At 70.8% G+C, this 12607-nt stretch carries 11 protein-coding genes and 1 tRNA gene; 6 read left to right on the top strand and 6 right to left on the bottom strand.

Annotated features, from left to right (window positions below; translation table 11 throughout):
* Together ACWFR1_RS36305 and ACWFR1_RS36310 are read right to left on the bottom strand one after the other, a co-directional pair.
* Positions 1-299: ATP-binding cassette domain-containing protein (locus ACWFR1_RS36305; protein WP_453559285.1), on the bottom strand; the 299-nt coding region annotated here is incomplete at its 3' end.
* A 61-nt stretch (positions 300-360) separates the two neighbouring features.
* Complete coding sequence (locus tag ACWFR1_RS36310) at positions 361-1026, bottom strand: DUF4097 family beta strand repeat-containing protein (protein ID WP_453559288.1); 666 nt, start codon at positions 1024-1026, stop codon at positions 361-363.
* Positions 1027-1272: 246 nt separating this feature from the next.
* Here ACWFR1_RS36310 and ACWFR1_RS36315 point away from each other — a divergent pair, with 246 nt between their 5' ends.
* The 3 genes from ACWFR1_RS36315 (at position 1273) to ACWFR1_RS36325 (ending at position 2683) form a co-directional block, all read left to right on the top strand.
* Positions 1273-2058, top strand: coding sequence for a helix-turn-helix domain-containing protein (locus tag ACWFR1_RS36315; protein WP_453559291.1), 786 nt, complete (start codon positions 1273-1275; stop codon positions 2056-2058).
* A gap of 109 nt (positions 2059-2167) precedes the next feature.
* A tRNA-Cys gene (locus ACWFR1_RS36320) sits at positions 2168-2242 on the top strand.
* Positions 2243-2299: 57 nt separating this feature from the next.
* Positions 2300-2683 (top strand): hypothetical protein, encoded by a 384-nt coding sequence (locus ACWFR1_RS36325; protein ID WP_453559294.1) that lies wholly within the window; start codon positions 2300-2302, stop codon positions 2681-2683.
* A 27-nt stretch (positions 2684-2710) separates the two neighbouring features.
* On the opposite strand, the gene ACWFR1_RS36330 is transcribed toward ACWFR1_RS36325, so the two are convergent.
* From ACWFR1_RS36330 to ACWFR1_RS36340, 3 genes are all read right to left on the bottom strand, one after another.
* Positions 2711-3238: a hypothetical protein gene (locus ACWFR1_RS36330; protein WP_453559297.1), complete on the bottom strand. Its 528-nt coding sequence runs from the start codon at positions 3236-3238 to the stop codon at positions 2711-2713.
* Positions 3239-3430: 192 nt separating this feature from the next.
* Positions 3431-5770, bottom strand: coding sequence for a hypothetical protein (locus tag ACWFR1_RS36335; protein WP_453559300.1), 2340 nt, complete (start codon positions 5768-5770; stop codon positions 3431-3433).
* A 15-nt stretch (positions 5771-5785) separates the two neighbouring features.
* Positions 5786-6211: a hypothetical protein gene (locus tag ACWFR1_RS36340; RefSeq protein ID WP_453559302.1), complete on the bottom strand. Its 426-nt coding sequence runs from the start codon at positions 6209-6211 to the stop codon at positions 5786-5788.
* A gap of 465 nt (positions 6212-6676) precedes the next feature.
* On the opposite strand from ACWFR1_RS36340, the gene ACWFR1_RS36345 reads away from it, so the two are divergent.
* The 3 genes from ACWFR1_RS36345 (at position 6677) to ACWFR1_RS36355 (ending at position 12026) form a co-directional block, all read left to right on the top strand.
* A complete protein-coding gene (locus ACWFR1_RS36345; protein ID WP_453559339.1) occupies positions 6677-7603 on the top strand; it encodes a serine/threonine protein kinase in 927 nt (308 codons plus the stop codon).
* A gap of 54 nt (positions 7604-7657) precedes the next feature.
* Positions 7658-9826 carry a protein kinase domain-containing protein gene (locus ACWFR1_RS36350; RefSeq protein ID WP_453559305.1) on the top strand — a complete coding sequence of 723 codons (2169 nt, stop codon included), beginning with the start codon at positions 7658-7660 and terminating at the stop codon, positions 9824-9826.
* A 79-nt stretch (positions 9827-9905) separates the two neighbouring features.
* On the top strand, positions 9906-12026 hold the full coding sequence (locus tag ACWFR1_RS36355) for a protein kinase domain-containing protein (protein ID WP_453559307.1): 2121 nt from the start codon (positions 9906-9908) through the stop codon (positions 12024-12026).
* A gap of 14 nt (positions 12027-12040) precedes the next feature.
* Here the strand turns inward: ACWFR1_RS36355 and ACWFR1_RS36360 are convergent, their stop codons facing one another.
* The gene (locus ACWFR1_RS36360; RefSeq protein ID WP_453559310.1) at positions 12041-12580 is read right to left on the bottom strand and encodes a hypothetical protein; all 540 of its coding nucleotides are present in this window, start codon (positions 12578-12580) and stop codon (positions 12041-12043) included.
* Positions 12581-12607 lie beyond the last annotated feature (27 nt).

Raw genomic sequence — 12607 nt, forward strand, 5'->3', positions numbered from 1 at the left:
TTCTCCTCGCCGGTGATCAGGCCGTCGACGGCGGAGAACTGGCCGGTGACGCCGATCGCGGCGCGGACGGCCTGCGGGTCGGCGGCGAGGTCGTGGCCTCCGACGTGGATCCCGCCCGAGCCGGGTCCGGCGGAGACGAGGGTGGAGAGGATCTTCACGGCGGTGGTCTTGCCGGCGCCGTTCGGTCCGAGCAGGGCGAAGATCGTTCCCTTGGGGGCGGCGAGGTCGATGCCGTCGAGGACGACCTTGTCGCCGTAGGACTTGCGCAGCCCGTTCGCCGCGATGGCCAAGTCGGTCATGGGAGGTGCTCCTTCAGAGGCTGGGGACGATCGGGGGCTGACGGACCCGTTGGGGTGGCCGTCAGAGGCTGCGGGCGGTGATGTCGCCGTGGGCGGTGGTGGCGTGGATGGCGAGGACCGCGTCGCCGGCGTTCTGGAGGGTGTTGGTGATCCGGCCGTAGGTGGTGCCGGCGTCGAGGGTGGCGGACACCCCACGACCGGCACCGATCTCCAGGTCGCCGGACTCGGTACGCAGCACGACCGCACCGGCCAGGGCCTCGACGACCTTGATGTCGCCCTTCTGCGTGGCAAGTTCCGCCGCGCCGCCGAGACGGCCGACGGTGATGTCACCGGCCTGGAGGGTGATGCGGGCGGCGGCGGTCTCGTCGAGCTTGACCGTGCCCTGCGCGCTCTCGTAGGACACGTCCCCGAGCCGCCCGACCCCGCGGATCTCGGCGGTGGCCGTCTTCGCCTCGACGCCGGAACCGGCCGGCAGCTGGACGGTGACCTCGACGGACCCCGAGTTGCCGAGGATCCGGCTCTTGGCCTCCGCCGCCTCGATCCGCAGCACACCGTCGGCGTAGGCGACGGAGACCCGCTCGGCCGCCTTGATGTCGTTGCTGTTCGACGCGTTCGCGGGGAGGACCTCGACGGTGGTGTCGGCGTGGTCGGCGGCGATGAGGCGGATGAGGCCGGCCGGGACGTTCAGGACGGTGACGATGGCGGCGGGGGTGTGGAACTTCTGCATGACGCTCTCCTTGTTCTCCGGGCTCTCGGACTCTTGTCCGCGCCGTTTCCGACAAGAGAAACGCTACGTTGCGTTCAAGAGTTGAGCAACGTGCGCGTTGCGTCACATCCCTATCACCGCAGGTGAAAGCCTGTTTTTCATTGCAACCATCGTGAGGCCTAACGCAACAAGCACCACCGTTGCGTTGCAATGAAATGAGCGTGAACGCTATAGTGGCAGCACCTGAGGAGTACGAAGGAGACAGCGATGCCCGGTGGCAGGCTCACCCAGCAGGAACGTCAGCAGATCGCGCTGGGACTGGCCGACGGCCTCGCCTACGCCGAGATCGCCCGACGGCTCGACCGTCCGACCTCGACCGTCACGCGCGAGGTGATGCGGAACGGCGGCCCCACCGGCTACCGCGCCGATCTGGCCCACCGCGCCACCGAACGGCGCGCCCACCGGAGCAGGCAGGCCACACCCCGGAGCCCGGAGGCACTCCCGCAGGCCCACGGGCGCGACCCCGAGGCCGTGCGCGAGTACGAGGAAGTCCTCACCACCGTGTTCATGCAGTCGGGCATGCCCAAGATGATGTCCGGCGTGATGGCCTGCCTCTGCATCAGCGACACGGGCAGTCTCACCGCTGCCGAACTCGTCCAGCGCCTCAGCGTCAGCCCGGCGACCGTCTCCAAGGCGATCACCTTCCTGGAGGCCCAGGCCTTCGTCCGCCGGGAACGCGACGAAGGCCGACGCGAGCGCTACACCGTCGACGCCGACGTCTGGTACCAGTCGATGATGGCCAGCGCCCGGGCCACCGCCCAGATCGTCGAGACCGCACGTCAGGGCGTCGGCGTCCTCGGCCCCGGCACCCCGGCCGGCACCCGCCTCGAGAACATCGCCCGCTTCCTCGACTACGTCAGCGAGAGCACGGCCCGGGCCGCGGAGCAGGCCCGCGCGATCCTCCACGCGACCCCGGAATCAACCCCGGAATCAACCCCGGAATCGACCCCGGAATCGACCCCGGGACCGACCCCGTCCGACGCGCCCGCCTGAGCCGGCTGTGAACGGGGTGTGGCAGCGCCGTTGCAGTCGTATGGCACGGCCCCGGAAACCCTTGAGCCCCTCCCGGCCCCCGCCCTACGGTCGTACCAGTGCACAACACGACCGTGTGCCCGAGTGGTTCAGGGACTCGCCTGCAAAGCGAGATACGTCGGTTCGATTCCGATCACGGTCTCCACGATCATCGTTCTCCGGAGCATTCCCCGGCACGCGTCGTGTGTGCCACAGTCCGCCCATGAACGATCAAGGCAGACGCAGACTGGGCATAGTCGTCGGCGCGGCTCTCGCCGGCGGGCTGCTGCCCGGCATCACCCTGGGCGCGGAGACCGTCGACGCCGTCTTCTCGGTGCTCGTCGCGGCCCTCGTCCTGACGATCCTCACGCAGCTGATCCACGTGGGCCCCTCGGGCCGCGTCCCGCTGCCCGTCCTCGCCGCCCTCGGCGCCGCCGGCTTTGTCCTGGACGCGCTGATCTGGTGGCTGCTGTCCTGGCTGGGCCCGAAGTTCTCGGACCTGCGGGTCGAGGGCCTCGCGACGATCCTCCTCGCGGCCCTGCTCACCCGCGCGACGGTCCTCCTGCTGTCCCAGCTGTCCCCGGCGGTCGAGATCGCCGAGGACTGACGGGACAGGCACCCGAGCCGCCCTCCGCTACTGCTCCCCGCGCCACTGCTTCACCTGAAAGACCGGCTTCTCGGGGAGCCCGGCGTCGTTCTCGCAGCCCAACTCCTTCACGACCGCCAGGGTCGCGGAGTGCAGGATCGTGAGGTACGCCTCGCGGGTGGCGGGGGTGTTGTCGGGGTAGGCGCCGTTCGTCGACTTCTTGAAACTGAGTAGGCCCCCGATGGGCGCCGGCTGCTCGCCCGACCCCTTGAACCGCGGACTGGTACATCCGACGAAGATGCGCGCCGTCTTATTGTCCGTACTCGTCTCCCGGCCCATCCCGTAGAGGTACCGGCCGTCAGCCGACCACTTGGTGCCGTCGTCGTACAGATCGAGGGCTTCGTACAGCCTGAAGTCGATGCTGATCCCGTTCATTGGGGTGGCATCGACAGTGACCTTGCACATCGCGGTATGGCCCGGCGGCCTGCCCTCCCTCGCCTGATCCTCGATCAGCACGTTCACGGTCCGCTCAAGACCACCGCTCCCGGCCTCCGAGAACTTCTTCGTGCCGAGCACCGACTCAAGCGCTCCGGCCGCCGCTGGCGAGAGCGTGCCGTCACACTGCTGCGCGGCGGTGACCCGCGGCGGCTCCTGCTCGTCGCTCCCGCACGCGGTAAGGAGCAGACCGAGGGCAAGTGCGGTCGATACGGACGCGGACGCTCTTCTCATCGGGGTACCTCGGGATCCTCAGAAAGTCGGGGCGGCGGTTCAGCCGGTCTCGGGGGCGTTGCCGGTCTGCTTTGCGTGGTCGTTGCCCAGTCCGTAGCCGTTGCTCACGGACTCGATCATGTCCTGGCGGAAGTCGCTGCTCACCTGACTGCGGTACTCGAACAGGAACCGATCCATCGGGGACTCGGCGCTGAACCGGCCAGCCGTGTACATGGCCTTGTTGTTCTCGTGGATCTTGTCGTCGGCCTTGTCCTTGTGGTCCTCGACCGACTTCTCCGACCAGTCGCCGACGACCTGCCCGGCAAGCTGCTCCATGACCCCCGAACCGGTGTCGACGGCGAGCGGTACGAGGATGGCGGCCGCGCCGACGGCGGCGGTGGCCGGCAGGAAGGCGACGCCTGCCGCGATGCCCACGGTGGCACCGAGCTGCACCCAGCCGGCCTTTGCGGCCTGCGCCTTCTCGTACTCCTCGTGCTTCTTCGTGCCCTCGGCCTCGACCTGAGCGCCGCGGGACTCGTCGAGTAGGCCCTGAAGGGTGGCACCCGTGAACACGGCGCCCCGCGCGCGCCCCTCGTCGATCTTGCCGGCGGGACCGACCTGCGCTTCCAGCACGCTCGTGGTGTAGAGGCGCTCGGCCGTGGAGACCGTGGCGTAGGCGTCCGGGTGCTGGCCGAGGCTGCTCAGGAAGTCGACCGTCGTGTCGCGCTCGAGCTCGAGGTGGGCTGCCCTGTCCTTCGTCGGGGCGAAGGGGCTGTCCGGAGTGTTCTTGTCCAGACCCCAGTTGAGGTCGTCGATGTAGCCTGCGCCCATGTTGCCGAGGCTGTCCGCCAGTGGCGACTGCCATTTCTTGAGCAGCTCGGCGTCACCGCCGTACTTCTCGACGACCTGCGTCATGATCTTGGCCGAATCCTCGTCGCGCTTCAGCTCCGGCGTCGAGTCGTCCCAAGCGTGGCCGAGCGTCGCCGATTCCAGTGCGTGGCCAAGAGCGTCGGGCATGTAGTCGGCGGACCTCCTGGCGGCGTCCTCGTCGCGCTCGTCGATGTCAGGGAGGAACTCGTACTTCTCGTTGCCGAAGAAGTCGAGGTAGTTCTCGATCTTGTTGCCGTCCTTGTCATTGCCGAGGTTCGTCTCGCCGCCGACGCTGCCGTCCTGCTTGTACGACGTCAGCGGCTCCTTCGAGAAGAACTCCTTCGACGCCTCCGGGCTGTGCCCCAGCGCCTCCAGCATCGAGATCATCGGGTCGTGGCCGGCGCCGTTGACGCCCGACGGGTTGTACTGGTTCTTCGGCCCTCCGCCGAGCATCGCATTGTTGTTGCCGAAGAGGTACGGGTCCTTGGCATGGAGCTGCGTCATGTGCTCCGCGATGGGGACCAAGAACTTCTTGTCGTAGTCGCCGTAGCGCATGATGCCGCCGAGCAACTGGTAGCCGAAGGCCGGGTTGTTGTCGTACTTGACCAGCGGGATGCGCTCCGTGCCGAGCTTGCGCATGTCCGTGGACCACTTGTCGGTCCAGGCGTCGCCCCCCTGCGTGGCTGTCGCCAGATTGAGGCCCAGGTTCTTCTGGAGCTCCTGGACGTCCGCCAGGCGCTGCTTGTTGACGTCCGGGTAGTCGTACGTGGTGATGGACAACTGACCGAAGAACTCCAGGGAGCCCTTCGGACCGAGGCCTTCGTAGAAGGTCCTGGAGAACTCCTTCGAACCGCTGTTGTCCTTCAGCAGCTCGTTGAGGCGCATCAGCTCCTCGTGCGAGATGTCCCGGCCCTTCTTGGCCAGGTCGACGGCGCGCTGCGCCTCCTCGGCGTCGAGGCTCGCGTACTTGGGGGCGCTGAAGTTGTGTTTGTCCCCGGTGATGTTGGCCCTGAGCGCGTTGGAGCAGGCCACGTCGGCCTCGGTGCAGACCTCCAGGACGGCCTTGATGCGGTCCTGCATCGCCTGGATGTCGGCGCGCTCCTTGCGCACGAGGTCCTGGAAGTCGGGGTCGTGCCGGGCACCGGGGTCCTTGATCTGGGACAGCGGTTCCCTGGCCTCGACGGTGCCGTCGGACTTCACGAGGAAGCCCTTCGCGGGCGCGTCGGTCTCGGCGATCGTCCTGAGGTCGTCCTTCGCCTTCTTGAAGGCGTTGTAGCCGTCCTCCAGGACCTTGTGGATGCCGTCGGCGGCCTTCGCGGCGTCCTCGAACTCCTTCGCCGTCTTGTCCACGAACGGCTTCGTGACCTCGGCGTTCACCCCGCGCCAGTAGTCGTCCTTGGCCTTCGCGGCCATGGTCGTACGGGCGTCGTCGGCGAGCTTGTCCAGCTTGCCCTTCATCGCGGACCAGTCGTCGGCCGCCGCCTTCATCTTGTCGAGCGGCGCGTGGTGCACGTTGTCGTAGGTCAACACAGCAAGGCCCCCGGACTACTTGAAGTACTCGTTGATCTTGGAGGCCGCCATGGCCGCCTTGATGTCTTCCTCTTCCTTGGCGTGGGAGGCCGCGCTGTAGTCGAGGTGGTTGGAGATGTTGGCGCAGGCGTCGAGCAGCGTGTTCAGCTGCGAGCCCCAGTTCTCCTGCACGGTCGACATCGCGGAGCCCGTGAGGAAGCCGTTCGTCGACATGCCCGTCGCCGCCTCCGTGGTGTTCGCGCGCGCGTGGTTCCCGTCCTTGACCAGCCGGCCGTGCAGCGCGTACGCGGCGCTGCCGATGGCACCGAGCTTGTCCTGGTCGACGCTGAGGTCGGCGTTGCCGCCACCCCCGCCGGACTCCGGGGCGACCTGGTTCAGCCGCATGCTCACGCTGGCCGTGGATGTGGACCGGGCCGAGGCCCACTCCTCGTCGAACGACATGCTCTCCCCCGTGCGGTGATCGCGCCGGCGATCGGATGGTGATCGTTCCGGCTTCGCCTCAGCAAGTTCCGTGCCCACGGAATCACGGCGATCGTAATACCACGACCACGCGTTCGAGCACTCCTCACCGGGAAATCCCTTGCAGAGCGAGATCTTCACGAGGCTTCACCGCGCGCACGGGCTCACTTCACCTTCGCAACCCGGACAGCCTCGGACGTTCCGGGCCCGCCGCCTGCCTCGCCCCTCCCCGACCCGTACGCCGCCGGGGCCGCCGCCCCGTTGCCTCGATAGGCTCGACCCGTCCCGGGTCGCCCCGGGAACGTCACAAAGCAGTCGCAGGAACAGGGGGAATGGCCAGTGGCACGGTCGCGCACGCAGGGGGACTCCGCGCCATCGGGAGCGACTCCCCGGACCGCCCAGGAGCACGCGACGGCCCCGGAGCGCCCGGCGCCCCCGGACCGGCGGATCGGCCCGTACCGGCTGATCACCCGACTCGACCCGCCCGCCGCCGCCTCCGGCTCAGCCGTCCCCTGCCGCCGCTTCGTGGCCCGTACGCCGGACGGCGACCGCACGGTCCTGCTGAGCGCCCCGCTGCCCGGCGCGGACCCGGCGCGCTTCGCCGCCGAGGCGGACGCGGCCCGGCACCTCATCGGCCCGTGGATCGCCCCGGTGACGGACGTCGCCCCTCCCACCGAACCCTCCGGCTCCGGCTCCGCCTCCTCCCCCGCCTGGTACGCGAGCCCCTACGTGCCCGCGCTCCCGCTCCCCGTGGCCCTCGCCGTCCACGGCGGCCCGCTGCCCGAGGCCACCGTCCGGGCGGTCGGCGCCGCCCTCGCCGAGGGCCTCGCCGCGGCCCACACCCAGGGCCTCACCCACGCCGGGGTCTCCCCCGCCGCGGTCCTGCTCACCGCCGACGGCCCCCGGCTGACCTGCTTCGGCGCGGTACGGGCCGCCGCGGCCGACGGCGAGCCGCGCACCGGCCTGCCGGGCCTCGACCCGGGCTCACTCGCCCCCGAACAGGCCACGGGCGGCCGGCCCCGGCCGCCGGGCGACGTGTTCGCGCTCGGCGCCGTGCTCGCGTACGCCGCCACCGGCCACACCGTGCCCGAACGCGAGGAACTGCCGCCCGCCCTGCGCCCGGTGATCTCCTCCTGCCTGGCCCGCGACCCCGCGGACCGCCCCACGGCGGCCGCCCTGATGACCGCGCTGGCACCGCCGACCGCGCACCACACGGTCCTCAACTCGGCCGGCACCCTGCTCACGCCCGGGTGGCTCCCGGGCCGGGTGGTCGCGGCGCTGGCACGCCAGTCGGCGGAGCTGCTGGCCGCCGAACTGCCCGCGGCGGCCGAACAGACGGGCCCCGCCGAGCACGCCACGCCGGCCCGCGCCTGACACCGAACCGGCACCACGTCCCCTCTCTCCTCCTCGATCCGACGGACTGACCTCATGCTGTCGCCCCTGACCCACGACGACCCGGCCGCCGTCGCCTCGTACCGTCTCCTCGCCCGCCTCGGCTCCGGCGGCATGGGCACGGTCTACCTGGCGCGCACGCCCGGCGGCCGTACGGTCGCACTCAAGACCGTGCACGCGCGGCTCGCCACCGACCCCGCCTTCCGCGCCCGTTTCCGGCTGGAGACGGACGCGGCGCGGATCATCGGCGCGCGCCACGGCGCGGCCGTCGTCGACGCCGACCCGCTCGCCGAGACCCCGTGGCTGGCGACCGAGTACGTCCTCGGCCCGCCGCTCGACGACGCCGTCGCGCTCGGCGGCCCGCTCCCCGAGCCGACCGTCCGCGCCCTCGGCGCCGCGCTCGCCGGGGCCCTCGCCCAGCTGCACTCCTCGGACGTGGTCCACCGCGACCTGAAGCCCTCGAACGTCCTGGTCACCGCCTACGGCCCGAAGATCATCGACTTCGGCATCGCCCGCGCGGCCGGGGACGACCACCTGACCCGTACGGGAGCGGCGGCCGGCACGCCCGCGTTCATGTCGCCGGAGCAGGCGAGCGGCCAGGAACACCCCCCGGCCGGCGACGTGTTCGCGCTCGCGGGCGTCCTGGTCTTCGCCGCCACCGGCCACGGCCCCTTCGGCACGGGCTCCCCCGCCGACCTCCTGTACCGCGTCCGCTACGCCGAGCCCGACCTCGCCGGCGTACCGGAGGCACTGCTGCCGCTCCTGACGGCCTGCCTCGCCAAGGACCCGGCGACCCGCCCCACCACCGCCGACCTGACCGCCCACCTCCACGACGGCCACGGCGAGTTCGCCGACCACCTGCCGCCGCTCCTCCTCACCGACATCGCCCGCCGCGCGACGGACGTCTGGCTCCACGCCCCCCACCGCCTCCCGGCCCCGACGGGCGCCGCCTTCGCGGAGACCACCCCGGACACCCCCCTCTCCCGCCGCCGCGCCCTCACCCTCGGCGCCGGCTCCGCCCTGGGCCTCGCGGGAGCGGGCGCGGGGGTGTGGGCGTGGCTGAACTCCCGGGAGACGACCACCGGGGCGAGCGGCACTCCGGCGCCCACCGGCCCCACGGCGATCCCGGCGCCGACAGCCACCGACGGCGCGCCCGCGGCGCTGTGGAAGGGGGACGCCCTTGACCGTGAGGAGCGCATCACTCCGCTGGTGGCGGGCGATGTCGTGGGGTTCGCGGAGACGGCAACCTTCCGGGCGCGCGACACGGGGAAGGGCACCGAACTGTGGTACGACGCGATGGGGCGTGCGCATCGGATCGTCACGGACGGAACGTCCTTCTACACGTCCGATGGCCCCATCACCGGCCCCAGTGCCCTGGAGATCCGCACGCTCGCGCCCCGCACCGGGAAGGAATCGGCCCGGATCATCACGCTCAAGGACTTCGAGGGCTCCCAGTTCGGCACGGAGCTCCTCACCGCATCCGGCGGACGGATCTTCGCCGCCTCACGCATCGGCGACCGGGAGGAGGACAAGGCCATCGGCCGACATCTGGTCGCCGTCGACCTGCGCGCGGGCAAGGAGCTGTGGCGGCAGCCGTACACGTGGGGCAACGTACGCCCCTGGCTCTCCCAGGTGGTGGGCAATCTGCTGGTCCTCGGCAAGAACAGCGACGACCTCGAGTCCTTCGACCTGCAAGCACGGGACGTGCGCACCGGACGCCAGTTGTGGCGGCGGACCGTCCCGTTCGAACTCTCCCAGTACTACTCCCCCGGCCAGCTCGCGACCGACGACCGGCACGTGTACGTCGGCGGTGACCGCCTCCGGGCGCTGCGCCTCGCCGACGGCGCCGTCGCCTGGGAACACGGCAAGGGCTCCGCCTTCGGGTTCCCCGCCGTCTCGGGCGGCTTCGTCCACGTCAACGAGTCGGGCCGCGGTCTCGTGGTCGTCAGCGCAGACAAGGGAGTCAAGAGCTGGGAGGAGACTCCCTCCGGCCGGAGCCTGACCCCGGAACTCCGCAGCGTCCCGGTGGTCGGCACGAAGTACGTGTACGCCCCGGTCGTGGGCGGTCTGAGTGCCGTCGACCGGGTGACCCGCCGCTCGGCCTGGGTGTTCCCGACGGACGCGACCCGGTACGTCATCGACAAGACGCGGACCCGCATCATCGGGGCGGGGGCGTCGTCCGTCGTCGCCCTCCCGTTCGCCTGACCCGGGGTCCCGACGCGCTCCCGTGCCCCCATGGCCCCCTGCCTCACCGACTCACCCCCTTCGACTCACCCTCATCGACTTGGAAAGCAGCCTCGTGACCACGCAGCCCCTCGCCACCGGTGACCCGCTCCGGCTCGGCCCGTACCGGCTCCTCGGCGTCCTCGGCGAGGGCGGCATGGGCAAGGTGTACGTTGGCCGTGACGCCTCCGGCATCCCTGCGGCCGTCAAGGTCCTCCGCCCCGAACTCGCCCACGACCAGCACCTCGCCCAGCGGTTCGTCCGCGAGGCCGACATGGCGCGGGCCGTCACCAGCACCGGTGTGGCGCGGGTTCTCGGTGCCCAGACCGAGGGGGGACGGCCGTGGATCGCCGCCGAGTTCCTCGCCGGCCCGACCCTCGACGAGGCCGTCCGGACGTACGGCCCGATGGACGTCCCCACGGTCCGCGCCCTCGCCGCCCAGCTCGCGCGCACCCTGCACGACATCCACGTGGCGGGTCTGATCCACCGCGACCTCAAGCCCGCGAACATCGTGCTCACCTCGACAGGCCCCCGGATCATCGACTTCGGCATCGCGCGCCCCGAGCACGGCCTGACCCTCACGACCACGGGACAGATCCCGGTCACCCCGGGCTACGGGGCCCCGGAGCAGGCCCTCGGGCAGCGCGTCGGCCCGTCGTCGGACGTCTTCTCCCTCGGCGCGGTCCTCGCCTACGCGGCGAGCGGACGGCGTGCCTTCGAGGGCGCGCATGTGGCTGCGGTCCAGTACGAAGTCGTGCACGGGACCCCGGACCTGAGTCTGGTGCCACAGGAGCTCGCCGACCTGATCGGCCCGTGCCTGGCGAAGGACCCGGCGTTCCGCCCCTCGCCTCCGCAGATCGCCGAGGCCTTCGCCCCGCCGAAGGGCGCCGACCGCGCCTGGCGGAAGGGCCCGCTGGCCGAGGACATCAAGCGGCGCGAGACGGCTACGAAGCGCCTGGCGGCCCCCGAGGAGACCGCCGTACCCGCCGCGCCCTCCCGGCGCCGTTTCCTCACCTCGGCGGTGGTCGGAGTGGCCGTGCTCGGTGCGGGCGGCGGGGCGGGGGCCTGGTGGCTGAACCGGGACGGGGAGAAGTCCCCGACCGCCGACGTGCCACCGGCCGTAGCGACCCCCGAGGCGGCCTTCGTCTCACTCATCGACAGCGGGGGCAAAGCCCCGAAATCGCTGTGGGGTCCCCTCGACGTGACCGCCCCGAACGAACGCCTCCCTCTGCCCGTACGCGATGTGCTGATCGTGTCGGCGAAGACGGGCGGGCTGCTCGCCCTGTCCGTCACGGACGGCAAGGAGCGGTGGCGGGCCAAGGACATCGACGCGGACGCCGGATTCGTCTCCGTCGCCGACCGGCTCGTCGTCGGCGTCGACAAGAAGGGTGTCCTGAACGCGTTCGTCGCCTCCACCGGCAAGCCTGTCTGGCAGACCCACTCCGAGGTGGAGGACGTCCTCGCCGCGGACGACACCCACGTCTACCTGGTGACGAAGACCGACGAGCTGCGCGCCGTCGACGCCTGGACGCTCGCGACGGCCTGGACCCGCCCGATGACCTCGCCGCGTTCCTCGGACGGCCCCGCGAAGGCGGCCACGGGCGGGAAGCGGCTCGTGATCCACGGCCGGGACGGACAGGTCGAGGCCGTCGACACCGCGACGGGCGAGACCGCATGGAAGGTCAAGGGCCAGGGCACCCACGGTCAGGCCCCCTCGATCAGCGGCGGCACCGTCTCTCTCGGCGGCCCCACACTGATGGTCCGGCGTCTCGACGAGGGCGACTTCGTGTGGAAGGAGGAGACCAGCAACCTCGCCGATCGGCAGCTCGGCTTCGGCAGTCCGACCGCCGACGGCGAGACCGTCGTCGCCGTCGACGCCTACTGGGCCTTCCGCTTCAGCACACTGGCGGACTCGGACAGGCCGAGCACGGTGTGGACGCAGATACTGGGCGAATTCGGCACCCCGGAAGGCACTCTCACCGCCCCGGCGGTGGAAGGCACGACGATCTGGCTGCCCGAACCGGACGACAGCGCCGTCCAGGTGGTGAACAAGAGCACCGGCGGGAAGCTGTTCGTCGCGAAGATGAACGGCGAGGGCCCCTACCAGCTCGTCAGCGACGCCCACCGTGTCTTCATCGCACGCGGAGGCAAGATCGCGGCCATGCCCGTCTACGGCGACTGAAGCGACTCCCGTTCCTAGGGCTGCGCCTTCGCCGGCACGCCTGTGACCAGCCGGGTGTCGCCACATCCCAACGCGGCGGCCACGTGCCGGGCAGCCGCGTTGGCGAGGGTGATCTGCTCGTCCCTGATCCCCGGGTGGTCGGCGTCGTTCTCGTCTGCCCGCTCCAACTCGGCATTGAGGACGATCTCGTGGGCCGGTGCCTTCATCGGGCACATGAAGTAGACCGAGGCGTGGAGGTCGGACGAGGTCGCCAGCCGACCGGTGGTGTAGGTCGTCACGAGCTCATTCGATGCCTCACTCGCGGGGACCGAGAGTGCCTCGCGGAGGGTGATGCTCAGGACGTTCTTCTCGTCCCCGGCCGTCTCCAACGTGCAGAACGGAATGCCCCGCATCCGCTCCTTGCCGCTCTGAGGAGTCCGCGCCGCCGTCCGCAGGTCGGTGAGGACCCTGTCCGGCTCGGACCCGTCACTCGTCAGCGACGCGCCCTTGCCCGCGATGGCCTCCAAGGCAGAGGCGACGGCGGGGTCCTTTGCGAATCCGCCGCAGATCTCCACGGCCGACTGCCTCTTGGGCCCTGCGTC

It is taken from the genome of Streptomyces sp. NPDC055103 (assembly GCF_053607625.1).